The following is a 25,806-nucleotide window of genomic DNA, read 5'->3' as shown; positions in this document are numbered from 1 at the left end:
TACCTCCGGGTGTTGATCGTGAGCTGACACCCGACGGGTAACGTCAACTTCGTCCGGTTCGCACACACGCGGACGCGCCCGAGGCAGGAGGAACGATGATGGGCACAATCATTCTGATCGTGCTCTTGGTGGCAGTGGTCGGAGGTGTCGCCCTCATGCTGAGGCAGAAGGCGGCCGCGCGGCAACGCGAACTCGAGAACGCCCAGGCGGACGCTCGCCGCTGGGTCGAGCGGCTCGGCGGGCAGGTGATCAACCTGGTCGGTTCGAACGAGGCCTCCCAGCAGGCGTTGGCGGACGCCTCGGAGCGTTACACCGCCGCCGGCTCGCAGATGGAGCAGGCCAAGAGCACCGAACAGTGCGCGCTGGTCACGGCCACCGCGATGGAGGGGCTCTACTACGTCCGCGCGGCGAGGACCGCGATGGGCATGGACCCGGGCCCGGAGCTCCCCGACCTCAACGGCCAGTCGCGGGCGGGTTCGGTCGGAGAGGACCGGCAGATCGAGCTGGAGGGCCGGCAGCTCGCCGCGTCCCCCAACCCCGGCGAGCAGACCCCGCACTACTACCCCGGCGGCGAGGTCGCGGGGCGGCCCGTTCCGCAGGGTTGGTACAGCGAGCCCTGGTGGAAGCCGGCGCTGGTGGCCGGCGCGTGGGGCATGGGCTCGGCGCTGCTGTTCACCGCCCTGTTCTCCGGGATGATGGGCGTGCCGGACGTCGTCGTGGTCGAGGCGGCGGCCGACGAGAACGGTGACGACTCCGGCGACTCGGGCGGCGACGACTCGGGTGACTCCGGTGACTCGGGCGACTACGACATGAGCGACATGGGCGGGGACATGGACTTCGACATCGGGATGGAGTGAGTACTCCGTCGAGGTGATCGCCCCAGACTGATCGCGCCGAAGGGCCCCGGGTTCGCCCGGGGCCCTTCGTTCCGTGTGGAGCCGACAGCCTCCCCGTCCAGGACGCGCACCGCGTGCTCACGGCGTCGGGCCGAGGGGCCTGCCGGGCACCCGAACCGTGGTCTGGTGTCCCCTCGTCAGCGGGTACCCCGCGACGGGTCCGACGGCCGCCCCGTCGTGGAGATCGTCCTGGCCCCGCCAAGTCCCGGCGAGCCGCGTCGGCGATGGCGAGCACGGCGACGTCCGATCTCCGCCGCCGCGTCACCAGGCGGAACGTCGACGGCCGGCCCCGGTGCTCAACGCTCCGGCTGGCAGCTCGGGCACCAGTACAGCTTGCGGCCCCCGAGGTCCCGCATCCGGACTTCCACGCCGCAGACCAGGCAGGGCTGCCCGTCCCGCCGGTAGACGTAGACCTCGCCGCCGTGCCGGTCCTGGCGGGGCGGCCGCCCCATCCGGTGTGGCTCGTGTTCCTCGGCGACCGTGTCGATGCGTCCGGTGCGGACCCCGTCGGCCATCAGGTCGACCAGGTCCTTCCAGAGGGCCTCCCACAGCTCGCGGTCGATCAGCCGGCCCGGTGTCATCGGGTCCACGCCGTGCCGGAACAGCACCTCGGCCCGGTAGACGTTGCCGGCTCCCGCCAGCACCGACTGGTCGAGCAGCAACGCGGCCACGGACCTGCCAGACCGGCTCAGCCGCGCCCACGCCCGCTCGGGGTCGGCGTCGGGCCGGAGCGGATCGGGTCCCAGCCGGTCGACGAGCGCGTCGACCTCGTGGTCGTCGAGCAGGCGGCAGGTGTTGGGCCCCCGGAGGTCCGTCCAGTGGTCACCGCCGACCAGGCGCAGGCGCACCTGCCCGACCGGTTCCGGCGCGGGGCGAGCTCCTTCGGTGAACGTCCCGTACAGACCGAGGTGGATGTGCACCACCGGGGCGGCCTCGTAGCGGTGCAACAGGTGCTTCCCGTGGGCCTCGGCCGCGACCAGCACCCGACCGTCCAACCGCGACGCCTCGGCGGCGAACCGTCCCTGCGGGCTGGTGACCTCCACCGGGGCTCCAACGAAGAGCTCCCGGTGACGTCGGGCCAGCCGGTGCAGGGTGTGTCCTTCCGGCATCAGGGCCTCCTCGGTCGGCGGGCGAGGACCTGGCCTCCTCGGCGCCGGCCCGCGTCCTCGTGCCCCGCCGGGACCGGGGCCAGGCGCCCGGCGTGCGGGGTCAGGACGCCGGCAGGGCGGGCGGCGTGCCGGTGCGCTCGTACTCGGCGAGCAGCTCCAGCCGTCGACCGTGCCGGTCCTCGCCGGAGAACGGTGTCTCCAGGAAGGCCGCGACGATCGCGGTGGCCTCCTCCCGGGTGTGCATCCGCGCGCCCACCCCGGCCAACTGGGCGTCGTTGTGCTGCCGCGCCAGTCGCGCGGTCTCCACGCTCCAGGTGAGGGCGGCACGGGCCCCGGGGACCTTGTTCGCGGCGATCTGCTCACCGTTGCCGGAGCCACCGAGCACGATGCCCAGGCTGCCCGGGTCCGCGACGACCCGGCGGGCGGCCTCCACGCAGAACGGCGGGTAGTCGTCCAACGGGTCGTAGGCGTGGGGGCCGACGTCGACGACCTCGTGGCCCTGTTCGGTCAGCCACCCGACCAGGTGTTCCTTGAGTTCGAAGCCGGCATGGTCGGCTCCCAGGTAGACGCGCACGGGGGCAGTCTGCCAAACGCCGCGGGCCGCACGGGAACCCGTGCCCCCGCCACGACGTCCCGCCGTGCCACCATCGCGCCGTGACCTTGGCGGCGCCGGGCGACGGGGTGTTCGAACAGGCTGGCTTCGATGTCAGGCTGGACTGGGGAGAGCGGGGCATGGCGAACCTCGCCCCCCGTTGCGGTGTGCTGGTGGTGGTCGACGTCCTCTCCTTCTCCACCGCCGTGGACGTCGCGGTGGGGCGTGGCGCCTCGGTGCTGCCCCTGCGCTGGCGGGACGCCCGCGCGGCGGAGGCGGCCGCGCGGGCCGGAGCGGTGCTGGCCAGCCGTCAGCGCGGCGCGGGCTGGTCGTTGAGCCCCGAATCCCTGTCCACGCTGGAGACGCGGACCCTGCTGGCCCTGCCGTCGCCGAACGGGGCGACGCTCTGCTCCCTCGCGGCGGGATCCTCCGCGACCGTCCTCGTCGGGTGCCCGCGCAACGCGGCGGCGGTCGCGGGAGCGGCTGCGGCGTGGCGCGCCGGCCGGCCGGTGGGCGTCATCGCCGCCGGTGAGCGGTGGCCCGACGACACGCCGCGACCGGCGGTGGAGGACCTGTTGGGAGCGGGTTCCATCGTCTCGGCCCTGCGCGCCGTCGAGCCGCTGATCGACGTCTCGGCGGAGGCCGAGGTGGCCGCGACCGCGTTCGAGTCGTACGCGGGCGCCCTGGGCACCGTGCTGGCCGAGAGCGTGTCGGGCCGGGAGCTGCGGGCGGCGGGCTTCGGGGCGGACCTCGAGCTCGCGGGGTGCCACGACGTCTCCCATGCGGTGCCGGTGCTGCGGGACGGCGTGCTCCGGGGAGGCTGAGCCCCTCGCACGGCCGGGACCCGCCCACGCGAGGGACGTCCACGGCCGCTCCGCGCCGTGGCCCGCCACGCGATACTGGACGGGTGGGACCGCACGAGGACGAGGACATCGGCGCCGGGACCTGGATCGAGGTCGGCGACCGGGTGTGGGCGCGCCGGTACCGGGAACTGGACCTGTCCGTCGGCCTGGTCGTCGGACGCGACCGCTGCCTGGTCGTCGACACCCGGGGCGACCGGGAACAGGGGGCCGAGTTCGCGGCCGAGGTGCGCGCGCTGACCGAACTGCCGTGGACGGTGGTCCTCACCCACGTCCACTTCGACCACTGCTTCGGGAGCGAGGCCTTCCTGCCGTGCCCGGTGTGGGCGCACCCCGACGCCGTCGAGGCGTTGGAGCGGACCGCCGCCGCGCAGCGCACGGAGTGGGTGGCCCGGTACCGGGCCGAGGGGCGGTCGGCGATCGCCGACCGGTTGGACCGGGTCCGTCGCCCCGTCCTCCCACGTCCGCTCCCCGCCGACCCGACCACGTTCGACCTGGGCGGCCGCACGGTGCTGGTGCGCCACCTCGGGCGCGGCCACACCGATCACGACGTGGTGGTCGAGGTACCGGACACCGGCACGGTGTTCGCCGGTGACCTCGTCGAGCAGGGCGCGCCACCGGACTTCGGCGACTCCTACCCGCTGGAGTGGCCGGGCGCCCTCCGGCGCCTCGCCGGGTTGGTTCCGGCGAACGGGGTGGTCGTGCCCGGTCACGGGGAACCGGTGGACGCGGCCTTCGTCCTGGCACAGGCCGACGATGTGGAGCGGGCGGTGGTGTCGTGCCAGTCCGGCTCGCCCGACCGGGCCGCTCCCGGCAGTGGGGAGCCGCCCTATCCCGAGGAGACGATGGCGGTCATCGCGGCGCGGGTGCGCGCGACCCGCCCCGAGGTTCCGACCAGCCCCCCGACTGGTGGCGCGACGACGGCTGCCCGTCCCTCTGACCAATCACGTCCCGCCAGTTGATCTTGACGGCGGGTGCTGCCCGGGTGGCATATCCTGTGCCGCAACGGTGCTCAGGGCGACGGACGTCGCGCTACCGAGGGGAGGTGGACATGCGACCGAACCGGCGGGTCACCGGGCCACCGTCCTCCACGTCCGGTCCACCACGCCGGGACTCCCTGCACCGGGAGCTCCAGGACGCCCTCGAACACGGACCGTTCAGCGACGCGTTGCGGCTCGCCATCGAGACGAGCGGTCTGAGCCTCGACCGCATCCAGCACCGGTTGGCCGAGCGGGGCGTGCGCATCAGCCTGACGACCCTCAGCTACTGGCGGCACGGTCGGAGCCGACCGGAACGTCCCGAATCATTGCGGGGCGTCCAGATCCTGGAGGAGGTGCTCGCCCTCCCCGACTCCTCCCTCACCGCCCTGCTGGGCCCGCGACGCCCCCGGGGTCGATGGGTGTCCCGGACACCGAGGAGCCTGGACATGGACCAGCTCTTCGGTGACCAGGAGACGCTGCGCGACCTGCGGGCGAGCCTCGGAGTGCCCTCCCCCGACCAGCTCATCCCGCTGGCCGTGCACGACCTGCTGGTGGTCGACGCGCGGCGCGACGAGCTGGCGATCCGGACCAGGATGGTGATGCAGGCGGCGGTGGACGGGGTGTCGAGCACGTTCCTCGTGTACCGGAGTGACGATCCCGAGCGCACCGCCGCCGCCATCAGCACCCGCTACTGCACCCTCGGGGAGGTGCACCGCGACCCGGCCAGCGGTTTCGTGATGGCCGAACTCGTCCTTGACCGCGTCCTGGGCACCGGCGAACCGACCGTCTTCGAGTACGAGATGGAGCTGCCCCCCTCGGAGCCCGCCGGGTACCACGACCGGCGTTTCCTCTTCCCCACCCGGCAGTACGTCCTCCAGGTCCAGTTCGCCCCCACCTCGCTGCCCACCCACTGCCAGCGCTACTACCAGGCCAGCGGGGACGCGCCCAGGCAGGACGTCCGCGAGGTCCCCCTGGGCGCGTCGAACGCCGCCGCCATGATCGAGGTCGATCTCGCCGCCGGCATCTACGGGATGAACTGGGGCTGGAGTTGACCGGTCAGGAGAAGTCCAGCGTTCCCGTGCGGGTCCGCTTCAACTCGAAGAAGTGCGGGTAGGCCGCGAGGGTCCGGGACGCGTCGAACAACGCCCCCGCCTCCTCACCCCGGGGGATGCTGGTCAGGACGGGGCCGAAGAAGGCGACGCCGTCGACGTGGATGACGGGGGTGCCGACATCCATCCCCACCGGGTCCATCCCCTCGTGGTGGCTGGCGCGCAGCCGCTCGTCGTACTCGGTGCTCGTCGCGGCGTCCGCCAGGTCGGCCGGCAGACCCACCTCCGCCAGCGACTTGCTGATCACCCGGTCGTAGTCCCGGTCCTTCTCGAGGTGGATCCGGGTGCCGAACGCGGTGTAGAGCGGGCGCAGCACCTCCTCGCCGTGCTGAGCGGCCGCGGCGACGGCGACCCGGACCGGCGCCCAGGCCTTGGTCATCAGTTCCCGGTACTCGGCGGGCAGGTCCCGATCCTCGTTGAGGACCGACAGGCTCATGACGTGGAAGGAGAGGTCGATCTCCCGCACCTTCTCGACCTCGAGCACCCACCGGGAGGTGATCCAGGCGAACGGGCACGCCGGGTCGAACCAGAAACGAACGCGCGGCTTGGACGGGGAGTCTGCGGACACTGTCACGCCTCCAACTTGATCGGTGCCGGGGTGGGGCTTACGTCCGCACTCAACCACCGCCGTCGCCGGTCCTATTCCCGGCGCCGGACTGGATCGGCCTCCGAAACGCGCGCCAACTCCTACCAGCCCACCCCGACGGTTTCCCCGCCCTCGGTGGGACGGCGACCCTGGCGGCGGCCCGCACGACGGCGAGCCGTGGCCGCACGGCACCGGTTGATCGTGATTGGATGCGGTGTCCCTTCACCCACGACGTCGTGTAACCGAGGTAGCCAGTGGCCGCACCGAACCTGACCAGAGAACAGTCCGCAGAACGGAGCGCCCTGCTCTCCGTGCAGTCCTACGCCGTCGAACTGGACCTCACCGACGGCCGGGGGAAGCCGGGGGAGCACACCTTCCGCTCCACGACGACCGTCCGGTTCCGCGGTGGGACACCCGGCGCGAGCAGCTGGATCGACCTGGTCGCCGACCGGGTCGAGCGCGCGGTCCTCAACGGGACGGAGCTGGACGTCAGCGCCTACCGGGAGGAGGACGGGATCGCGCTGCCCGATCTCGCCGAGGACAACGAGCTGGTGGTGGTGGCCGACTGCCGCTACATGAACACCGGCGAGGGCCTGCACCGGTTCGTCGATCCCGTCGACGGCGGCGTGTACCTGTACACGCAGTTCGAGACGGCCGACGCCAAGCGCATGTTCGCCTGCTTCGACCAGCCCGACCTGAAGTCCGTTTACGACCTCGTCGTGACCGCGCCCGCCGACTGGAAGGTGATCTCCAACGCGGCGGCGGATCGCACCGAGGACACCGCCGACGGCGGGGTGCGCCACGTCTTCCGGCGCACGGAACGCATGTCGACCTACCTGGTCGCACTGGTGGCGGGCCCCTACGCGGAGTGGCGGGACGAGCACGACGGCATCCCCCTCGGCCTCTACTGCCGGGCCTCGCTCGCCGAGCACCTCGACGCGGAGCGGCTGTTCACCGAGACCAAGCAGGGCTTCGACTTCTACAACTCCGCGTTCGGGGTCCGGTACCCCTTCGGCAAGTACGACCAGTGCTTCGTGCCCGAGTTCAACGCCGGAGCGATGGAGAACGCCGGCTGCGTCACCTACCTGGAGGACTACGTCTTCCGGTCCAGGGTCACCCGGTACCTGTACGAGCGCCGGTGCGAGACGCTGCTGCACGAGATGGCCCACATGTGGTTCGGCGACCTGGTCACCATGCGTTGGTGGAACGACCTGTGGCTCAACGAGTCGTTCGCCACCTGGGCCAGTGTGCTCGCTCAGGCGGAGGCGACGGAGTACACGCACGCCTGGACCACCTTCGCCAACATCGAGAAGTCCTGGGCGTACCGGCAGGACCAGCTGCCCTCGACGCACCCCGTCGCCGCCGACATCCCCGACCTGCACGCGGTGGAGGTCAACTTCGACGGCATCACCTACGCCAAGGGCGCCAGCGTGCTCAAGCAGCTGGTCGCCTACGTGGGTCTGGAGAACTTCCTGGCTGGTCTGCGGCTCTACTTCGAGCGCCACGCCTGGGAGAACGCCACCCTCGCCGACCTGCTGTCCGCACTGGAGCAGGCGTCCGGCCGCGACCTGTCCTGGTGGAGCGCCGAGTGGCTGGAGACGACCGGCCTGAACTCGCTGCGACCCCGCTTCGAGCTGGACTCCGAGGGCCGTTTCACCTCCTTCGACGTGATCCAGGGACCGGCCAGGCCCGGTGCCGGAGAACTGCGCACCCACCGGGTCGCGGTGGGCGTGTACGACGAGGACCCGGCGACCGGCCGTCTCGTCCGGGTGCGGCGGGTCGAGCTGGACGTCTCCGGCGAGCGGACCCCGGTCGAGGAGCTGGTCGGGCAGCACCGGGGGCGGCTCGTCCTGGTCAACGACGACGACCTGACCTACTGCCACATGCGCCTGGACCCGGAGTCGTTGACCACCCTGATCGACCGCATCTCCGACGTCGAGGAGTCGTTGCCGCGCACGCTGTGCTGGTCGGCGGCGTGGGAGATGGCACGCGAGGCGGAGCTGAAGGCCAGGGACTTCGTGAACCTGGTCCTCAACGGGGTGCACCGCGAACCGGAGGTCGGCGTGGTGCAACGGCTGTTGCTCCAGGCCCAGACCGCCCTGAACTTCTACGCCGCCGAGGACTGGCGGGCCGAGGGCTGGTCGCGGTTCAGCTCCCGGGTGTTGGAGTTGGTCAGGACGGCGGAGCCGGGATCGGACCACCAGTTGGCCTTCGTCAACTCGCTGAGCGGCGCGGTGCTGGGTGCGGCGGAGCAGGCGGCGGTACGCGGCTGGCTCGACGGGGTGGACGTCCCCGAGGGGCTGACGGTGGACACCGACCTGCGTTGGCGGCTGCTCCAGGCGCTGGTCGCCCACGGCTCGGCTGGCGCGGACGAGGTCGAGGCGGAGCGGGAGCGGGACGACACCGCGACGGGTCGCCGACAGGCCGAGCGGGCACTGGCGCTGCGCCCCACGGCCGCCGACAAGGCCGAGGCCTGGCGGCGGGCCACGCTCGACGACGAGTTGCCCAACGCGGTCAACGAGGCCATCATCGCGGGCTTCGCGCACCCGGGCCAGTCCGAGCTGTTGGCGGACTACGTGGGGCGGTACTTCGCCGAGATCGCGGACGTGTGGAGCAGGCGTTCCATCGAACGCGCCCAGCCGGCCGTGGTCGGGCTCTTCCCGTCGTGGGCCGTGTCGGAGGAGACGGTGTCCGCCGCCGACGAGTGGCTCGCCGCCGAGCACCCGCCCGCGTTGCGCCGGCTGGTGTCCGAGGGGCGTGCTGGTGTGGTGCGGGCGTTGGCGGCCCGGGAGTTCGACGGGCAGTGACGCGGACCGTTCCTGGAGGCGTCCCGTTGGCGGGTCGCCTCCGGGGGCGGAGCGAACCCGAGATCGGTACGAGCCGGAGTTCGGCCGGAACCGACCCGCTCGGGACGCGCCGACCGGGCACGCCCCGAGCGGGGGCCGCGCGGGTGGGGGGAAGGCGGTCGTCCCCGGGGCCCGCACCGGCCGGGGCGCACGTGGGACGTGGTGGAGGGCGGGCCGCGCTGACCGCCCCGCCCGGCGTCAGTCGCGCTGGATGTCCACGCCCGCCTGGTCGGACAGCATCCGCAGCCCGTCCAGCAGGCCACCGGCCAGGTCGCCCTCCTTGAAGGAGGCCACCATGCTCATCACCGCGAGCTTGCAGCTGCGGTCGGGGATGCGACGGCCGGCTTCCTCTCCGGTCACCAACTCCACGGACCGCTGCTCGGGCGAGACGGCGATCAGCACGGAGTCGGTCGCCCTCGCGCCGAGGGACGCGTGCAGTTCCTCGGCCTGGCGGCGCGTGTTCTCGCCGAGCCCACCCAGGTAGATGCTGAAGTCCAGTCCGGTAGCCCTCGTGGTGAGCGTGAGGGCCTCGTCGAGTCGCGCGAGCTCGTTGTGCCCGAACGGGGAGTCCGACTCCTCGGGCAGCACCCGTTTGGCGACCGAGACCCGCCCGGTCACCGTCCTGGCCTCCCCGTACCCCAGTTCGGCGTCAGCTTCCGCACTGCGCTGCGCCACTTCACCAGTTCCCACGGGCGCCTCCCTGGATCGTCGTCGTCTGGAGGCCCTCGGTCGGTTCCTCGGCGACGTGTCGCTGGGATCCGCGCAGCCCTGCCGGGTTGGCGGTCCACCAGATCGGCTCGTGCGTCCACTCCTGCCCCGGGCGGTAGCGTGTGTCGCGAACGGGTTGCTTCCGCAGCGTCAGCAGCGCGACCAGCCCATAGAGGACGAGTGGGATCAGCACGAAGACGAGTGTTGTCTCCATGATGGTCACGGCCCGTACGGTAACCGATGACCTGGGCCAAGCGCCTCCTGCGGGTCCTCGGACGGCGGCCCGGGCCAGCCACTCGGCCAAGGTGAACCAGGTGTGACCAACTCACCGACAGTTCGCTGTGTGGGTGACATTTCCCCGCCATCCCTCGGTTGCGTCACAGCGTTTGCGCACTACCCGTGCACTTCCCTCGCTCCGCTACTCATCCCACCGGTGGAAACGGCGTACGCCAGGCCGCCACCTGGCCGCTTGTGCCACGTCCACCCCGCTCCTAGCTTCTGTGGTGGGCGGCCCGGGCCCCGTGCGCATGCTGACGAGCACTCGCGCAGTTCCAGCTCGTTCCCATTCTCGTGATCAGCTGTCCGAGGAGGATCCGCATGTCCGGCCACTTGGTGATTCGTCGTGGAAGCAGCACGCGCGGACTCGCGCCCCAGCCGTCCGGTGCCCTCGTCTCTCGTCCCGGTGGTCCCCGGTGCGGGAGCGCCGGCGAGCGGGTGCCGAGCCGGGGGCGCACCAGCGGTGCGGGGTGCTCAGCACCGACCAGCGCGGGCATCCGGGTGACCCGCGCCGGGATCCGCGTGACCCGCGACGGGATCCGCGTCACCGAATCCGGGATCCGAGTCACCCCCCGAACCCCCAACCACTCCACGCCCAACGCCGGCATCCGCGTCACTCGTGATGGCATCCGCGTCACCGAAGCCGGCATCCGCGTCACTCGTGATGGCATCCGCGTCACCGAAGCAGGCATCCGCGTCACCCCGCAGAAGCCACCCCACCGCTCATCCCGCGCCGGCATCCGCGTCACCCGCGACGGCATCCGCGTCACCAAGGCCGGCATCCGCGTCACTCGTGATGGCATCCGCGTCACTCGTGATGGCATCCGCGTCACCGAAGCCGGCATCCGCGTCACCCCCCGAACCCCCAACCACTCCACGCCCAACGCCGGCATCCGGGTCACCCGTGATCGCATCCGCGTCACCGAAGCCGGCATCCGCGTCACGCGCTGAGCTGGCCCGCCGCCAGCCTCGGCGGCGTGTTCCCGGTGAGACCCCGGTTCGGCACGGAGCCGGACCGGGGTCTCACGGCAGCCGGGACACCCGAGCATGACCAGTGGTCGACCGCGCGACCTGGCGCAGCGCACCGGGCGGGACATGGGCGGGCGCTCGTGCCTCCTCCAGCTCGGCCACGCCCGAGGCTCCACCGGAGGTGGTCCGCAGCCGCCAGCACCCCGCCTCGGCCGGGTGCGGCTAGGCCGCCTCCCCGAGGTAGGGCAACCAGAGCGGATCGGTCTCGCCGGCGCCCGCCAGCAGACGCCAGTGGGGCCCGTGCGGCGCCCTCGGGAGGACCCGCAACCTCCACCCGATCTCCAGGAGCAGGCGGTCAGCCTTGCGGTGGTTGCAACGCGCGCAGCTGGCCACGCAGTTCTCCCACACGTGCTGCCCCCCTCGGCTCCGGGGCACCACGTGGTCGACGGTGTCGGCACGGCCACCGCAGTAGGCGCACCGGTGCCGGTCCCGCAGCATCAGACCGGCGCGGGTCAGCGGCACGCGGCCCAGGTAGGGGACCCGGACGTACCGGCTGAGCCGGATGACCGAGGGCACCTCCTGCACCAGGGCGGCCGCCCGCAGGGCACTGCCAGCTGGGTCCCGGTGCACCACCTCGGCCTTCCCACAGACCACCAGCACCACCGCCCGGCGCAACGGCAGGGCGGTCAACGGCTCGTAGGTCGCGTTGAGCAGCAGGACCCGCCGACGTGCCGGGATGATCGACCCGCCGGTCGATGCTCTCCGGGCATGGTCCATACTTGGCGCCAGCACGCCCACTGGGCCGTGTCGTTCTCCTCCACCGTCGGCCGCGGCGTCCGCGTGCGGCCGTGGGGCACGCAGGACGGACCGGGATGCGAACCCGTCAGCCACGCCGATCGGAGTGGGTTGTCGGTCGGGCACTCGACCACCTCCACCGCTAGCGTGGACTAGTCGACCACATCTGGTGGCTTCCGCGCACCTGTGAAAAGCCGATACACCGAAAACAGGTCCCCCGGACCCGCCCATTCGTGTCGCAACTCACAGCGAGCCACGTGGTGGAACCGAACCTGACGGCGGCCGACCGCGCCCGGTTCTCTAAGGTCAGCGGGTGACCGCCAGCTCCGCACCCCCGAACGGCGCAGTCGATGGCTACCCCCGGGCACGTCGGCTCGATCTCGTCGACGACCTGCACGGCCGACCGGTCCCTGATCCCTACCGGTGGCTGGAACGGGGCGACTCCCCCGAGACGGAGTCCTGGCACCGCGAGCAGGACGAACTGACGCGGCGTCGCCTCGACGGACTTCCCGGCAGGGAGGCGCTCGACGCCCGTCTGACCGAGCTGACCTCGGCCGGTTCCGTCTCCGTTCCGACCTGGCGCGCCGGCCGCGCCTTCCTCACCCGGCGGGTTCCCGGGCAGGACCACGTCGTGCTCCACGTCCGGGAACGCGCCGACGACGGATCCTGGCGGGAACGCCCACTCATCGACGTCGCGGAGATCGACCCGTCCGGTCGCACCACCCTGGACACCTGGTCGCCCAGCCTGGAGGGCGATCTGCTCGCGTACCAGCTGTCCGTTGGCGGCGACGAGCACTCCGTGCTGTTCGTGGTGGACGTGCGGACCGGCGAGCGGGTGGACGGCCCCATCGACCGGTGCCGCTACTCGGCCGTGGCCTGGCTACCGGGGGGCAAGGAGTTCTACTACGTCCGCCGCCTGCCGCCGGAACGGGTCCCCGCCGGTGAGGAGCAGTTCCACCGCAGGGTCCTGCGGCACGTCGTGGGCCAGGACAGCTCGGAGGACGAGGTCGTCCTCGGTGAGGGACTCGACCCGACGAACTACTACGGCGTGCGGGTGTGCCCCCGGGGCCGGTGGCTGCTGGTGACCGCGCGCCCGGGCACCGCCCCCCGCGATTCGGTGTGGATCGCGGACCTCCAGGCCGGCGGCACCCTGACCCAACTGGTGGACCAGCGTGACGGGATCCGGGTCGACCCCTGGGTGGACCGGACCGGGGTTCTGGTGGTGCGCACGACCGACGGCGCGCCCCGCTGGCGGCTGTGCGTGGCCGACCCGGAACGGCCGGAGCGTGCCGAGTGGCGCGAGCTGGTCCCGGAGGAGCCCGACGCCGTCCTGGAAGGGGCGCGGTACCTGCCAGGTGGCCCAGAACACCCGTCCAGCCTGGTCGTGCTCCGTTCGCGTCATGCCAGGTCGGAACTGTCGCTGCACCACCCCACGACGGGGGAGCCGCTCGGAGACGTGCCGCTGCCCGGGCCGGGAGCGGTCACCGGCCTCTCCACCGTCGACGACCAGACGGGGCACGACGAGGACCGCATCTGGATCGGGTGGACGGACTTCGTCACGCCGCCGGGAGTGCTGGAGCACTCGGTGCTCACCGGGCCAGCCGGGCTGGTGAGTCCGGCACCGGGAGCGGTGCGGCCCCCCGAGGTGCGCACGGACCAGATCTCGTACCACTCGGCCGACGGGCAGCTCGTGCGCATGTTCGTCGTCTCCCCGGCGGGCGTGCCGGACCGCCCTCGTCCCACGCTGCTGACGGGCTACGGCGGGTTCTCGGTCAGCCGGCGCCCCGGCTACTCGTCGGCGGCACTGGCGTGGGTGGCCGCCGGTGGCGTGTGGGTCGTCGCCTCCCTGCGCGGGGGTGGTGAGGAGGGCGAGGACTGGCACCGCGCCGGGATGCGCCAGCACAAGCAGCGGGTGTTCGACGACTTCCACGCGGCGGCGGAACACCTCGTGGCCCAGGGCTGGACCACGCCCGAGCAGCTCGCGATCATGGGCGGGTCCAACGGCGGTCTGCTCGTGGGCGCGGCGCTGACCCAGCGGCCCGAGTTGTACCGGGCGGTGGTGTGCTCGGCCCCCCTGTTGGACATGGTGCGCTACGAGCACTTCCTGCTCGGCCGCACGTGGAACGACGAGTACGGGAGCGCCGAGGTCCCGGAGGAGCTGGACTGGTTGCTGGCCTACTCCCCCTACCACCACGTGGTCTCCGGGGCGAGGTACCCCTCCGTGCTGTTCACGGTCTTCGACTCCGACACCAGGGTGGATCCCTGCCACGCCAGGAAGATGTGCGCGGCCCTCCAGCACGCGACCTCGGGTGAGCCGGCGGAGCGCCCGGTGTTGCTCCGCCGCGAGACCGAGGTCGGGCACGGCGCGAGGTCGGTGTCGCGGTCGGTGGCGTTGTCCGTGGACCAGCTCGCCTTCCTCGCGGAGGCCACCGGTCTGGATCTCGGCTGACGGCCGCGCCGGTCCGGGCCCCGCACCCCGCTCAGCGTCGTCGTCGGCCGCCGACCCAGCGCCGGCCGGCCCAGCTGAGGACGCCGAGGCCGAGTGCCGCGATCCCGGCCAGGACCGAACCCGCGGGCAGGGTGACGGCGAGGACCAGGCAACCGAGCAGGCCCGTCGCGGGCACGACTCGCGGCGGGCGGTGTTCCTCGCGGGACAGGGTCCACGCGGCGACGTTGGCGATGGCGTAGTAGACGAGCACCGCGAACGAGGAGAACCCGATGGCGTCGCGCAGGTCCACGAGGCTCACCAGGACCGCGACGACCAGCCCGACCGCGACCTCCGCGCGGTGCGGGCCTCCGAAGCGGGGGTGCACCGCCGCCAGCCGGCGGGGCAGGTGCCCATCCCTGGCCATCGCGAACACGGTGCGGGAGACGCCCAGGACCAGGGCGAGCAGCGCCCCGAGCGCGGCCGCGGCCGCCCCCACCCGGACCAGCGGGGTGAGGGAGGGCACGTCGCTGGCGGCGACCACGGTGGCGAGGGGGTCGGGGGCGGCGGCCAGCTCCGCCGGTCCCACCGCGGCCAGGGCGGCACCGGCGACCGCGACGTACACCAGGAGGGTGAGGCCAAGCGCCACGGCGACCGCGCGGGGGATGGTCCGGCTCGGGTCGCGCACCTCCTCCCCCAGGGTCGCCACCCTCGCGTAACCGGCGAAGGCGAAGAACAGCAGACCGGCGGCCTGGAGCACGCCCGCTCCGCCGGTGCCGGCGGGTGGGGCCAGGCGGGCGGCGTCCGCGCCGTCCGAGGTCAGGGCGAGAACGACCACCAGGGTGAGCACCGCCAGGGTGATGGCGACGAGTGCCCTCGTCAGCGCCGCTGACTTCCGCACTCCCCGGTAGTTCAGCGCGGTCAGCGCGAGCACGACCCCCACGGCGAGTGCCGTGCGGCCTGGGCCGCTCGCGGCGGGGAGCAGGTAGGCGGCGGCGGTGAGCGCCATGGCGGCGCAGGAGGCCGTCTTGCCCACCACGAAGCCCCAGCCGGCCAGGTGTCCCCAGAACGGCCCGAGCCGCTCCCGCCCGTAGACGTACGCGCCGCCGGACTCGGGGTGGCGTGCGGCCAGCCTGGCGGAGGAGATCGCGTTGCAGCAGGCCACGAGGGCCGCGACAGCCAACGCGGGCAGCAGGTTGGCACCGGCGACCTGGGCCGAGGGGGCGAGGACCGCGAAGACCCCGGCGCCCAGCATCGCCCCGAGGCCGACGACCACCGCTCCCCCGGTCCCCAGCTGCCGCGACAGCCGGTCGGCGGCACCGTCCCCGGACACGCTGTTCACCTTGAACCTCCCCGCGTCGATGGTCGACCCACGAGCTTGGCGCGGCCACGTGAACGTGGGGGCACCAGGAGGTGACGGAGGAGGTGGTGGCCGGCGACGGGACGGCTCCATCCTGGGCACCAGCCCGTCACCGTCGGTGACGACGGCTGGTGCTCTCGCTGTCCGTGTGCCCGCCGTCGCCCTCGGCGACGGGTTCCTCATGGCCCACCGCTCGATGGGCCGCGGCCAGCCGCCCGACGCGAGGGCTGTACCGGTGCAGGCCCCGTGACCAGGCCGGGAGTCGTGGGTTGACCGCGTCTCGGCGCCGAGGTGGTCCAGCCGCTCCCAGCTGGACGGGTGACAGTGGGACGTCATCCAGATTTCGTTCGCGTGTTTCCCGGGCTTCTTGTCTTGACAACAAGCCGTAGCGGGCCTGTTATGGGTGACATAAATGAAACGCCGTTGCGATTATCGCAACGATTCCTCCCTCGGAGCGTTCATGTCGTCGTCCTCCCGCGCCCCCAGCGGCGTATTACAGACCGCGGACCGCGCGCTGCTGGTGCTCGCCGCGTTCACCGAGCGGGAACCCGAGCACGGGGTCTCCGACCTCGCGCGGCGCCTCGACCTGGACAAGTCCCAGGTTCAGCGCCTGATGGCGACCCTGGCGCGACGGGACTTCCTGGTCGCCGACCCGAGGACCCGGCGTTACCGCCTCGGGCCGGCGCTGGTCGGCCTGGGCCGGCTGGCCGAGCGTGGCGACGGCATCAGCACGGTGGTCCGCCCGATCCTGCTCGACCTGTCCGAGACGACAGGGGAGAGCACGGTCTTCAACGTCGCCGACGGGGGCCGCTACCGGTGCTCGGTGGCCGTGGACCAGCCAGGCCCGTTCCGGTACACCTCGGCGGTCGGCCAGCTCTTCCCCGGGCACGGCGGGGCCAGCGGGCACGCGATCTTCGCCTTCTACCCGGAGGAGGAGATCCCGGCCCTCTTCGCACCCGAGCTCGAGGGAGCGACCGACGCGACGATCGGCACCCGCGCCGAGCTGCGACGGCGCTACGCCGAGGTGCGGGAGCGCGGTTACGCGGTCTCGTTCGGAGAACACGACGCCCGGGTCGTCGGGGTCGCCGCTCCGGTGTTCGCCCACGGGACCGTCCTCGGCTCGGTCGCCGTCGTCGGCGCCGCCGCGCACCTGCGCCCCCAACTCGACGCGATCGCCGAACGGGTCGTCGCAGCCGCCGACGCGCTCACCCAGCGTTTCGGTTCCCCACCCGGAGCCCCCCAACCCGACTGATCCGCAGTCGGGTTGGGGGCTCCGCTCCCGATCTGATCCCCACCCGAGCAGTGCCCGTCGCGGCGGCTCGTCCCAGAAAGGAAGCCGGTATGTCTCGGACTCGGTCCACCCCGGCTCGTCCGCTCCACCACCCCACGGTGTTCGAGCCGCTGACGTTCGTGCTGATCGTCGCGCTCAGCGCCTTCGGGGCGCTGATCGGCCTGCACCTCATCACCACGCTGGGCATCTCGGCGAACACCTCGGTCATCGGCGCGCTGCTCGCCATGCTGCTGGGCCGGGTGTCGATCCTGGGGCTCAGCAAGATGCGGAGCATCCACCGGCAGAACCTGACGCAGAGCGCGATCTCCGCCGCCACCTTCGCCGCCGCGAACGCACTGCTCACCCCGATCGCCATCCCCTTCGCCTTCGGGCGTCCCGACCTGGTGTGGCCGATGCTGATCGGTAGCGCCGCCGGGCTGATGATCGACATCTGGGTGCTCTACCGGGCGTTCGACAGCGCCTTCCTCCCCGCCACCGGCACCTGGCCGCCCGGCGTCGCCGCCGCCGAGACCATCCTCGCCGGCGACCGGGGCGGCCGGCGGGCGCTGATCCTCGCCGGTGGCGCCGTGGTCGGTGTCGTCGGCGCCTTCGCGGGGCTGGCGATGTCCGCCGCCGGTGTCGCCCTCATCGGGAACATGTGGGCGCTGCTGATGTTCGGTGTCGGGCTGTTCGTCAACCAGTACGGACCCGGCCTGTTCGACGTCGACCTGACCGCGCTCTACATCCCGCACGGCGTCATGATCGGCGCCGGTCTGGTCGCCCTCGGGCAGGCGATCCACCTGTTGGTGGGACGTCGTTCCGCCAAGGCGGCAGCCCGGGCAGCGGCCACCGCGTCCAAGGCCGGCCAGCCGGCCGTCGAGGAGGTCGAGCCCGGCCGTCCCACGGTGGACCCGGCCCGCCTGCGCCGGGCCTTCGGGGAGGGCTTCGCGCTCTTCGTGCTGGGCGCGGTGCTGCTGGCCGTGCTCTCGGGGCTGTGGGCGGACATGAGCCCGATGGCGCTCATCGGCTGGGTCCTCTTCGCCGGCTTCGCCGCCCTGGTCCACGAGATCATCGTGGGCCTGGCCGCCATGCACGCCGGCTGGTTCCCCGCCTTCGCCGTCACGTTGATCTTCCTGGTCTTCGGCCTCCTCGTGGGGATTCCCACCGTGCCCCTGGTGCTGCTGACCGCCTACACGGCCACCACCGGACCGGCGTTCGCCGACATGGGCTACGACCTCAAGGCCGGGTGGATGCTCCGCCGCGAGGAGCAGAACACCGCCTTCGAGCTGGCGGGCCGCCGCCAGCAGTACCTCGCCTCGGCCATCGGCTGCCTCGTCGCGCTGGGCATGGTCGCGCTGCTGTGGCGGTCCTTCCTCGAAGGCGGGAGCATCCCGCCGGTCGCCACGGTCTACGCCGACACCATCAAGGCCGGTCTCGGCGCGGACGGCGTGCTGACGAACATGCTGATCTGGGCGGTGCCCGGCGCGCTGATCCAGCTCATCGGCGGCTCCCGCCGGCAGATGGGCGTCCTGCTCGCCACCGGCCTGCTGGTCGGCAGCGTCAACGCGTGCTGGCTGGTCTTCGCCGCCTTGCTCGGACGGGTGATCTACCGCCGGGTTCGCGGCGCCGCCGCCGACCAGGAACTGTCCCTCGTCGGCGCCGGCCTGATCGCCGGGGACTCGGTGGCCGCCACCGCGCAGGTCCTGCGGTCCTGATCCGTCCCGGGGGGCCGGACCGGCCCCCCGGGTTGTTCCAGAACACGACACCGAGCACGCCGGCAGGCGTGCACTGAGAGGAGCTCACCGTGGAGGTCGTCAACCGGGTGGAGTCCCGGAGCGGGTATCTCAGCTACGAGGCCGCGCTGGGAGCGCGCAAGCTCGTCGAGGAGATCATGCTGGTCAAGCCCGGTGAGTCCGTGGTCATCACGGTCGACACCGCCGGCGACGACCGCGTCGCCGAGTTGACCGCGCAGGCCGTGCAGGCCGCTGGCGCCAGCCCCGTGGTGGTGCGGTACCCGACGAACCCGAGCTCGGCGATGGAGCCACCGTCGCCGGTGGCCGGCGCCATCGCCTCGGCCGACGTGTGGATCGAGTACGCGGTCGGCTACCTGATGCACAGCAACGCGTTCCGTCACGCGATGGAGACCGGCAAGCCCCGCTACGTCAACCTCACCGGCATGGACGTGGCGATGCTGGTCGACACCGTGGGCCGGGTCGACTTCGCCGGCACGATGCGCCTGGGCAAGGCGCTGGTGCGCCTGCTGGAGCAGGCCGACGAGGTGCGGATCACCACCCCGGCCGGCACCGACCTGACCGCCCGCAACGGGGATCGCCCGATCAACCTGCGGGGCAAGCCGGCCGAGCGCCCCGGCGAGACCATCATGCTGGCCGGGCAGATCTCCTGGAACCCGCTGGAGGAGACGCAGCAGGGAGTCCTCGTCTTCGACGGCGCCGTGTGGCCGCCCGACGAGCTGGGCCTGCTCCGCACCCCGGTGCGGATGCCCGTCAAGGACGGCGTCGTCACCGGCATCGAGGGCGACGCCGACGCCACGGTGTTCCGCCGCTGGATGGAGGGCCTGGACGACCCGAACATGTTCCGGATCGCCCACTGGTCGCTGGGCTTCAACCCCGGAGTGCTGCGCCCGACCGGCCGCATCGTCGAGGACGAGCGCGTGTTCGGGTGCGTCGAGCTGGGGCTGGGCACGAAGGGCGCGTGGATCGGCGGCGAGCCCTGGGTGGCGGCGGCCCACACTGACGGCAGCCTGCTCAACCCCTCCATCTACCTCGATGGGGAGGCCATCGAGATCGACGGTCGTTACGTGCACCCCGAGTTGGTGGAGATCTGCCGCGAGCTCGGCGTGTCAGGGTACTGAGCATGCGCGTGAACGAGTACCGCCAAGCAGGCATGGTCATCACGGAACACGTGGTCGAGTCCCCCCTCGACCACCGGGACCCCGCGCGGGGCTCGATCGAGGTGTTCGCCAGGGAGGTCGTCTCCTCGGCGAACGCCGGGAGGGACCTGCCCAGGCTGCTGTGGCTCCAGGGAGGTCCCGGCAACCGGGCACAGCGGCCCACCGCCCCGAGCACCTGGCTCGGCAGGGCGCTGCGCGACTACCGGGTGGTGCTCCTCGACCAGCGGGGCACCGGGCTGTCCACTCCCGCCAACCGGCGCACCCTGGCGGAGGTGGGTGGCCCCGAGGCCCAGGCGGACTACCTGTCGTTGTTCCGGGCCGACTCGATCGTCGGTGACGCCGAGGTGCTGCGCCGGCACCTCGGGGGTGACGAACCGTGGAGCGTGCTCGGCCAGAGCTTCGGCGGGTTCGTCACCCTCAGCTACCTGTCGTTCGCACCGGAGGGACTGCGGGAGGCGTTCGTCACCGGCGGGTTGCCCCCGCTGGCCGGGACGGCCGACGACGTGTACCGGCTCACCTACGACCGGACAGTCGAGCAGAACGAGCTCTACTTCGCCCGGCACCCCGCTGACCGGGAACTGGTCCGGCGGGTCGTCGACGTCCTCTCCGCCGGGGAGACCCGGCTGCCGACGGGGGAGGTCCTGACCCCTCGGCGGTTCCAGACGGCGGGCATCCAGCTCGGGACGAGGTCGGGCTTCGACTCCCTGCACTTCCTGTTGGAGCAGGCCTTCGCCGGCTCGCCGGGTCGGGACCGGCTGGGTGACACGTTCCTCGCCGAGTTGGGCGCCGCGTTGTCCTTCGCGGCGAACCCGCTGTACGCGGTGCTGCACGAGCCGATCTACAACCAGGGGACGGCCTCGTCGTGGGCGGCCGAACGCGAGTACCAGCGCCGGCCGGAGTTCGCGGTGGACGCGGAGGACTTCCTGTTCACCGGGGAGATGATCTACCCGCTGCACTTCGCTGAGGTGCCCGCGTTGACGCCGCTGCGGGAGACGGCCGAACTGCTGGCCTCCCGCACGGACTGGCCGGCGCTGTACGACCCGGCGCGGCTGGCGGCGAACGAGGTGCCGGCGTTCGCCGCCGTGTACTACGACGACATGTTCGTGGCCCGGGAGCACTCGTTGGCGACGGCGTCGGCGGTGCGCGGTCTGCGACCGTGGATCACCAACGACTACGCCCACGACGGCGTCCGCGCCGACGCGGCGGTCCTGGACCGGTTGCTGGCGATGGCTGGCGGACTGTCGTGACCGGCGGTCTCCCCCGGCTCGGCGTGGTCACCATCGGCCAGTCGCCCCGCGTCGACCTGGTGCCGGAGCTGCTGCCCCGGCTGGGTCGGGTGGAGGTCGTCGAGCGCGGCGCGCTGGACGACCTGGGCCGGGCGGAGATCGCGGCACTGGCACCGGGCGAGACCACTGTCGAGCGGCTGGCGACCCGCCTCGCCGACGGTCGGGGCGTCGCGCTCGACGGGGCGCTGGTGGCGCCGCACCTGCGGGCCGCCGTGCGCTGGGTGGAGGAGGCCGGGGTCACGGCGACCCTGCTCGTGTGCACCGGCCACCTCGTCGACATCCCCCACCGGCGCCCGTTGATCACCGCCCAGCCCCTCGTCGTGCACGGGGTGCGGGGCCTGGTCAGCGCCGCCGGCGCGGCGACGCTCGGCGTGGTGTGCCCCCTCCCGGACCAGCGGGACACGGCGGCCGGCACGTGGCGGGACGCGGCCGACCGGGTGCTCGTCGAGGCGGCCACCCCCTACGCGGAGCCGGCCGCCCTGGCCGAGCAGGGGGTGGCCAGGGCGGCCGCCGACCTCGCGGACCGCGGCGCCGACTGGATCGTCCTCGACTGCATGGGTTACTCGGAACGGATGCGCCGGCTGGCGGCCAACGCGAGCGGCCGGCCGGTGGCACTGGCCCGCTCGGTGGTGGCCCGGCTGGCGGCGGAGGTGATCGCATGACCGCCGTCAACCAGGACGGCAGGGCCACGGTGGGCGTCATCCGCGTGGTCAGCTCGACCGACGCCGACCTCGTCGCCGCGCACGGCAGGGCGGTGGAACGCGAGTGGGACGTGCCGACCCGGTCGGCGTGCATCCCGGACCAGCCGTACGGGGTGCACGACGAGGCCAGCCACGCCCTGGCGGTTCCCAAGATCGTCGACACCGCGCGGGCGCTCGCCGGCACCGGCTGCGCGGCACTGCTGATCAGCTGCGCCGCCGACCCCGGGTTGCGCGAGGCCCGGGCCGCGGTGGGCATCCCGGTCATCGGGGCGGGCTCCGCCGCGGCGGCGGCCGCGCTCGCCACCGGCGACCGGGTGGGTGTCCTCGGCATCACCGACGAGGTCCCCCCGGCGGTCGGTGACGTCCTCGGCGCGCGCCTGGTCGCGGCCCGCCGACCGGACGGCGTGACCCGCACGACCGACCTGCTCACCGACCAGGGCGCCGCCGCCGCCCGCGCCGCCGCCGCCGACCTGGTCGCGGCCGGCGCCGAGGTGCTGCTGTTCGCCTGCACCGGCCTCACCACGATCCGCCTCGCGCCGTGGGTGCGCTCCCACCTGGGAGTACCCGTGGTCGACGCGGTCCTGGCCGGCGGCGCGGTCGCCACGCTCGCCCTGGGAGGGCGGGAACGCTACGAGGAAGGAGACCAGGCATGAGCCTGCGACACGTGATGGACGCCTACGACCTGCTCGACGACCCGGGGGTGGACGGGGAGGCAGCCGCCGAGTGGCTCCGGTCCCACGAAGCCGACCGGGTGGAGGTCACCAGGGTGACCGGCGAGTCGGGGCGCACCGACTTCCTGCGGTGCGTCGTTCCGGGTTCTCAGGGCCGCCTCGCCGGGGGAACCGCGCCCACGTTGGGCGTGATCGGACGGCTGGGCGGGCTCGGCGCCCGGCCCGAGCAGATCGGCTTCGTCTCCGACGGGGACGGCGCGCTGACGGCGTTGTCCACGGCGGCGAAGCTCTCGGCCATGCGCGCCCGGGGTGACGTGCTCGCCGGGGACGTGGTCATCTCCACCCACGTGTGCCCCGACGCCCCCACGATGCCGCACGACCCGGTCCCGTTCATGGGCTCGCCGGTCGACATGGGCCAGATGAACGAGCACGAGGTCAGCGCGGACGCCGACGCGGTGCTGTCGGTGGACACCACCAAGGGCAACCGGGTGCTCAACCACCACGGGTTCGCGATCTCCCCGACTGTCCGGCAGGGCTGGATCCTGCGCACCAGCGAGGACCTGCTGGGCATCGTCGAGCAGGTCACCGGCCGGCTCCCGGCCGTCCTCCCGCTGACCACCCAGGACATCACGCCCTACGGCAACGGCGTGTACCACGTCAACTCGATCCTCCAGCCGGCGACGGCGACCACGGCGCCCGTGGTGGGCGTCGCGTTGACCACCGAGACGGCGGTGGCCGGCTCCGCGACGGGGGCCACCGACCCGCACGTGGTGGAGCAGGCCGTCCGGTTCTGCGTGGAGGTGGCCAAGCGGTTCGGTCGGGGCACCTGCTCGTTCCACGACACCGCCGAGTTCGACCGCCTCGTCGAGCTGTACGGGCCGATGACCCACCTGCAGACCGGGGGCTGACCCCGCGCGCACCGGGCGTGGGCCGGGGAGGGGCGGGGCGGGTGCGGTGACCGGCCCCGTCCCCCGCTGCCGGTGTCCCGTTCAGCGGGCCGGCTCGTCGAACCTCGGGTGGGCGTCCAACAGGAACCCGAGGTCGCTGCCGGGAGCGAGCTCGCGGGCCGGCCGGCCCCGCTCCATCAGGACCGCTCCGGTCTCGCCACCGAGGGTCGCGGCCGTCCCCGACACCCGCGCCCAGGCGCCCTCACGGAGGCCGAGCACGGGGACGTCGTTCTCCTCGTGGAACTCGGCGATCCGCTGCTCCCTGGTCTCCCCCATGTGCGTGCTGCCCGGGCTGGCGTCCAGGAAGTGCGGGTTGATCTGGAAGGGCACCAGACCCAGCGTCTCGAACGAGGGCGGCTGCACGATCGGCATGTCGTTGGTGGTGCGCAGCGACGGGCAGGCCATGTTCGTCCCGGCGCTGGCCCCCATGTAGCGCAGGTGCCCCGACCGCACCTGTCCCCGCAGCGCGTCCAGCAGTCCCCGGGTGCGCAGGTTCGACAGGAGGCGGAACGAGTTGCCGCCCCCGACGAACACCGCTCGGGCTCCCGCCAGCGCCTCCCGGGGGTCCTCCCGTTCGTGCGCCCCGACGACCTCCACGACGTCCCGCAGCGCCGTGCGGACCTTCTCGGTGTACCCGTCGTGGTCCGCCAGCGCGTAGGGGACGAACACGAGCCGGTCCACCCCGGTGAGGAAGTCCCGCACCTCGTCCCCCGCGTGTTCGAGGAAGCCCCGCCCGTGGTTGGTGGAGTTCGACAACAGCAACAGGTCCATGACCCTCCGCCCTTCTCTGACCTCGTCGTTCGCCCTCGGCGTCCTCGCGAGCCTCCCATCCGGCCCCCCTGTGACCTCGCACCCGTCCCACCTCGCGTGCCCCGGGCGACGACACCACCCCGGAGGTCACGCTCGGGTAACGAAGACAACACCGGGTCCCCGGTCGCGGGTGGCTAGCATGGCCGACGTGTCCACCGTTTCCCCCGGCCCCGAGCCCGCGTGCGTGAACGAGGACGGGTCCATCTGCGACCGCGTCTTCGAGGTGACCGGCAACGCGACGGTCGCCGAGCTGTCCCCGCTCGTGGTCAACGGCATCGCGATCGCCCTCATCGTGATCGCCGCGTTCGTGCTCCGCTGGCTGGTGCACCGGATGATCTCCCGGGCGACCAGGGGTGGCGGCGAGGGCCGGGTGCCGGCGCTGCTGGCGCCGTTGCGGGAGCGGGCACCGGACGCCCTGGGGCCGCTGCTGTCGGAACGTCGGGCCCAGCGCGCCAGGACCATCGGCTCGGTGCTCAAGTCGGTCGCCAGCTTCGTGATCTACGGGGTGGCCGCGCTGATGGTGCTCGACCAACTCGGCATCCAGATGGCCCCGATCCTGGCCTCGGCGGGTGTGGTGGGCGTCGCCATCGGTTTCGGCGCGCAGAACCTGGTCCGAGACTTCCTGTCCGGCATGTTCATGATGCTGGAGGACCAGTACGGCGTCGGTGACGTGGTCGACCTCGGTGACGCGATCGGCACGGTGGAGGCCGTCGGCCTCCGGGTGACGACGCTACGGGACCTCAACGGCACCGTCTGGTACGTGCGCAACGGCGAGGTCCTGCGGGTGGGCAACTTCAGCCAGGGCTTCTCGGTGGCCGTCGTCGACCTGCCGGTCGCCCACACCGTTCCGGTGGACAGGGCGATCCAACTCGCGCTCGACACGGCCACCGAGGCCGCCGAGGAACCCAGCTTCTCAGCGGACGTGCTGGAACCCCCGGAGATGCTCGGCGTCGACCAGATCACGGCGGACACGATCACGATCCGGCTCACCGTGAAGGTCCGGCCCGGACGCCAGTGGGCCGTGCAGCGCTCGCTGCGGGCCAGGATCAAGGACGTCTACGACCGGGAGGGCATCACCGCGCCCTACCCCGCCGGCCGTGCCTTCTACCAGCAACAGCAGCAGCCCTGACGGGCGGTCGTCGGTCCGCGGCGCACGTGGGTGAGGATGGAGAACGTGGCAGCACCCGAGAACTTCTACCAGGCGGTGGGCGGCGAGCCGACCTTCCGCGCGATCGTCGGCCGGTTCTACGAGGAGGTCGCCAAGGACGACCTGCTGCGGCCGATGTACCCCGAGGAGGACCTCGGCCCTGCCGAGGAGCGCCTGCGCCTGTTCCTCGAGCAGTACTGGGGCGGTCCGCACACCTACTCCGACCGCCGGGGCCACCCGAGGCTGCGGATGCGGCACGCCGCCTTCCACGTGGGGCCGGCCGAGCGGGACGCGTGGCTGCGGTGCATGCGGGTGGCCGTGGACGAGGCCGACCTCTCCGAGGAGCACCGCGACCAGCTCTGGAAGTACCTGGACATGGCCGCGCACAGCCTGTTGAACAGCTGGGAGTGAGGGGTCCGGGACCTCCTCCCCGCGCCACCACCCACCCGTCGGGCTTCCTGATCGGTTCACCTCCACCCCCCTGATCCGGTCGGCCCAACCGGCGACGGTGACCACTACTGCGGACGGCCCAACGAGGCGAGGTGTACGCAG

24 protein-coding genes are annotated in these 25,806 nt (G+C 72.6%); 16 read left to right on the top strand and 8 right to left on the bottom strand.

Annotated features, from left to right (window positions below; translation table 11 throughout):
* Window positions 1-98: 98 nt before the first annotated feature.
* A complete protein-coding gene (locus C1701_RS18360; protein ID WP_035274319.1) occupies window positions 99-857 on the top strand; it encodes a hypothetical protein in 759 nt (252 codons plus the stop codon).
* A 335-nt stretch (window positions 858-1,192) separates the two neighbouring features.
* Here the strand turns inward: C1701_RS18360 and C1701_RS18355 are convergent, their stop codons facing one another.
* Window positions 1,193-2,005 (bottom strand): Fpg/Nei family DNA glycosylase, encoded by an 813-nt coding sequence (locus tag C1701_RS18355; RefSeq protein ID WP_026418525.1) that lies wholly within the window; start codon window positions 2,003-2,005, stop codon window positions 1,193-1,195.
* Window positions 2,006-2,105: 100 nt separating this feature from the next.
* Window positions 2,106-2,579, bottom strand: coding sequence for a ribose-5-phosphate isomerase (locus C1701_RS18350; RefSeq protein ID WP_026418526.1), 474 nt, complete (start codon window positions 2,577-2,579; stop codon window positions 2,106-2,108).
* Window positions 2,580-2,659: 80 nt separating this feature from the next.
* On the opposite strand from C1701_RS18350, the gene C1701_RS18345 reads away from it, so the two are divergent.
* The 3 genes from C1701_RS18345 to C1701_RS18335 all read left to right on the top strand — a co-directional run bounded on the left by C1701_RS18345 (window position 2,660) and on the right by C1701_RS18335 (window position 5,489).
* Window positions 2,660-3,421, top strand: coding sequence for a 2-phosphosulfolactate phosphatase (locus tag C1701_RS18345; RefSeq protein WP_337661812.1), 762 nt, complete (start codon window positions 2,660-2,662; stop codon window positions 3,419-3,421).
* An 83-nt stretch (window positions 3,422-3,504) separates the two neighbouring features.
* Window positions 3,505-4,419, top strand: a complete 915-nt coding sequence (locus C1701_RS18340) for an MBL fold metallo-hydrolase (RefSeq protein ID WP_103056328.1) — start codon at window positions 3,505-3,507, stop codon at window positions 4,417-4,419.
* 89 nt (window positions 4,420-4,508) lie between these two features.
* Complete coding sequence (locus C1701_RS18335) at window positions 4,509-5,489, top strand: hypothetical protein (protein WP_081715377.1); 981 nt, start codon at window positions 4,509-4,511, stop codon at window positions 5,487-5,489.
* A 4-nt stretch (window positions 5,490-5,493) separates the two neighbouring features.
* Here C1701_RS18335 and C1701_RS18330 read toward each other — a convergent pair whose 3' ends face one another.
* Window positions 5,494-6,120 (bottom strand): mycothiol-dependent nitroreductase Rv2466c family protein, encoded by a 627-nt coding sequence (locus C1701_RS18330; protein ID WP_269808366.1) that lies wholly within the window; start codon window positions 6,118-6,120, stop codon window positions 5,494-5,496.
* Window positions 6,121-6,386: 266 nt separating this feature from the next.
* Here C1701_RS18330 and pepN point away from each other — a divergent pair, with 266 nt between their 5' ends.
* Window positions 6,387-8,939, top strand: a complete 2,553-nt coding sequence (gene pepN, locus C1701_RS18325) for an aminopeptidase N (protein WP_103056327.1) — start codon at window positions 6,387-6,389, stop codon at window positions 8,937-8,939.
* Window positions 8,940-9,176: 237 nt separating this feature from the next.
* Here pepN and C1701_RS18320 read toward each other — a convergent pair whose 3' ends face one another.
* Both C1701_RS18320 and ctaJ read right to left on the bottom strand, forming a co-directional pair.
* Window positions 9,177-9,668 (bottom strand): DUF5130 family protein, encoded by a 492-nt coding sequence (locus tag C1701_RS18320; protein WP_103056326.1) that lies wholly within the window; start codon window positions 9,666-9,668, stop codon window positions 9,177-9,179.
* The gene (ctaJ, locus tag C1701_RS18315; RefSeq protein WP_051313895.1) at window positions 9,655-9,900 is read right to left on the bottom strand and encodes an aa3-type cytochrome oxidase subunit CtaJ; all 246 of its coding nucleotides are present in this window, start codon (window positions 9,898-9,900) and stop codon (window positions 9,655-9,657) included. The genes C1701_RS18320 and ctaJ overlap by 14 nt, the downstream gene beginning before the upstream one ends.
* Window positions 9,901-10,484: 584 nt before the next feature.
* On the opposite strand from ctaJ, the gene C1701_RS18310 reads away from it, so the two are divergent.
* On the top strand, window positions 10,485-10,913 hold the full coding sequence (locus C1701_RS18310) for a hypothetical protein (protein WP_337661811.1): 429 nt from the start codon (window positions 10,485-10,487) through the stop codon (window positions 10,911-10,913).
* 240 nt (window positions 10,914-11,153) lie between these two features.
* Here C1701_RS18310 and C1701_RS18305 read toward each other — a convergent pair whose 3' ends face one another.
* Window positions 11,154-11,852 (bottom strand): HNH endonuclease, encoded by a 699-nt coding sequence (locus C1701_RS18305; RefSeq protein WP_372492998.1) that lies wholly within the window; start codon window positions 11,850-11,852, stop codon window positions 11,154-11,156.
* Between the two features lie 187 nt (window positions 11,853-12,039).
* On the opposite strand from C1701_RS18305, the gene C1701_RS18300 reads away from it, so the two are divergent.
* Entirely contained in the window at window positions 12,040-14,175 is a 2,136-nt protein-coding gene (locus C1701_RS18300; RefSeq protein WP_103056324.1) for a prolyl oligopeptidase family serine peptidase, read from the top strand.
* Window positions 14,176-14,206: 31 nt separating this feature from the next.
* On the opposite strand, the gene C1701_RS18295 is transcribed toward C1701_RS18300, so the two are convergent.
* Window positions 14,207-15,493 carry an APC family permease gene (locus C1701_RS18295; RefSeq protein WP_051313868.1) on the bottom strand — a complete coding sequence of 429 codons (1,287 nt, stop codon included), beginning with the start codon at window positions 15,491-15,493 and terminating at the stop codon, window positions 14,207-14,209.
* 478 nt (window positions 15,494-15,971) lie between these two features.
* Between C1701_RS18295 and C1701_RS18290 the strand changes: the two genes are divergently transcribed.
* The 7 genes from C1701_RS18290 to C1701_RS18260 all read left to right on the top strand — a co-directional run bounded on the left by C1701_RS18290 (window position 15,972) and on the right by C1701_RS18260 (window position 23,258).
* Entirely contained in the window at window positions 15,972-16,763 is a 792-nt protein-coding gene (locus C1701_RS18290; RefSeq protein ID WP_162147298.1) for an IclR family transcriptional regulator, read from the top strand.
* Window positions 16,764-16,852: 89 nt separating this feature from the next.
* On the top strand, window positions 16,853-18,496 hold the full coding sequence (locus C1701_RS18285; RefSeq protein ID WP_337661810.1) for an OPT/YSL family transporter: 1,644 nt from the start codon (window positions 16,853-16,855) through the stop codon (window positions 18,494-18,496).
* An 89-nt stretch (window positions 18,497-18,585) separates the two neighbouring features.
* Window positions 18,586-19,653 carry a hypothetical protein gene (locus C1701_RS18280; protein WP_026418538.1) on the top strand — a complete coding sequence of 356 codons (1,068 nt, stop codon included), beginning with the start codon at window positions 18,586-18,588 and terminating at the stop codon, window positions 19,651-19,653.
* A gap of 2 nt (window positions 19,654-19,655) precedes the next feature.
* On the top strand, window positions 19,656-20,939 hold the full coding sequence (locus C1701_RS18275) for an alpha/beta fold hydrolase (protein WP_026418539.1): 1,284 nt from the start codon (window positions 19,656-19,658) through the stop codon (window positions 20,937-20,939).
* Window positions 20,936-21,640, top strand: a complete 705-nt coding sequence (locus C1701_RS18270; RefSeq protein WP_026418540.1) for an AroM family protein — start codon at window positions 20,936-20,938, stop codon at window positions 21,638-21,640. The genes C1701_RS18275 and C1701_RS18270 overlap by 4 nt, the downstream gene beginning before the upstream one ends.
* Window positions 21,637-22,332 (top strand): aspartate/glutamate racemase family protein, encoded by a 696-nt coding sequence (locus C1701_RS18265; protein WP_030105421.1) that lies wholly within the window; start codon window positions 21,637-21,639, stop codon window positions 22,330-22,332. The genes C1701_RS18270 and C1701_RS18265 overlap by 4 nt, the downstream gene beginning before the upstream one ends.
* The gene (locus tag C1701_RS18260) at window positions 22,329-23,258 is read left to right on the top strand and encodes a DUF1177 domain-containing protein (protein ID WP_103056323.1); all 930 of its coding nucleotides are present in this window, start codon (window positions 22,329-22,331) and stop codon (window positions 23,256-23,258) included. The genes C1701_RS18265 and C1701_RS18260 overlap by 4 nt, the downstream gene beginning before the upstream one ends.
* A gap of 81 nt (window positions 23,259-23,339) precedes the next feature.
* On the opposite strand, the gene pepE is transcribed toward C1701_RS18260, so the two are convergent.
* Entirely contained in the window at window positions 23,340-24,068 is a 729-nt protein-coding gene (gene pepE, locus C1701_RS18255; protein ID WP_026418543.1) for a dipeptidase PepE, read from the bottom strand.
* Window positions 24,069-24,246: 178 nt separating this feature from the next.
* On the opposite strand from pepE, the gene C1701_RS18250 reads away from it, so the two are divergent.
* Together C1701_RS18250 and C1701_RS18245 are read left to right on the top strand one after the other, a co-directional pair.
* Entirely contained in the window at window positions 24,247-25,236 is a 990-nt protein-coding gene (locus tag C1701_RS18250) for a mechanosensitive ion channel family protein (protein WP_030105423.1), read from the top strand.
* A gap of 36 nt (window positions 25,237-25,272) precedes the next feature.
* Window positions 25,273-25,665 (top strand): globin, encoded by a 393-nt coding sequence (locus tag C1701_RS18245; RefSeq protein WP_030105424.1) that lies wholly within the window; start codon window positions 25,273-25,275, stop codon window positions 25,663-25,665.
* The last annotated feature ends 141 nt before the right edge of the window (window positions 25,666-25,806 follow it).

The sequence above is a fragment of the Actinoalloteichus sp. AHMU CJ021 genome (assembly GCF_002895405.1).
Taxonomy (GTDB): Bacteria; Actinomycetota; Actinomycetes; order Mycobacteriales; family Pseudonocardiaceae; genus Actinoalloteichus_B; species Actinoalloteichus_B caeruleus.
Note: the sequence above shows the minus strand (reverse complement) of the source record. Positions and strands in the feature narration are given on the sequence as shown.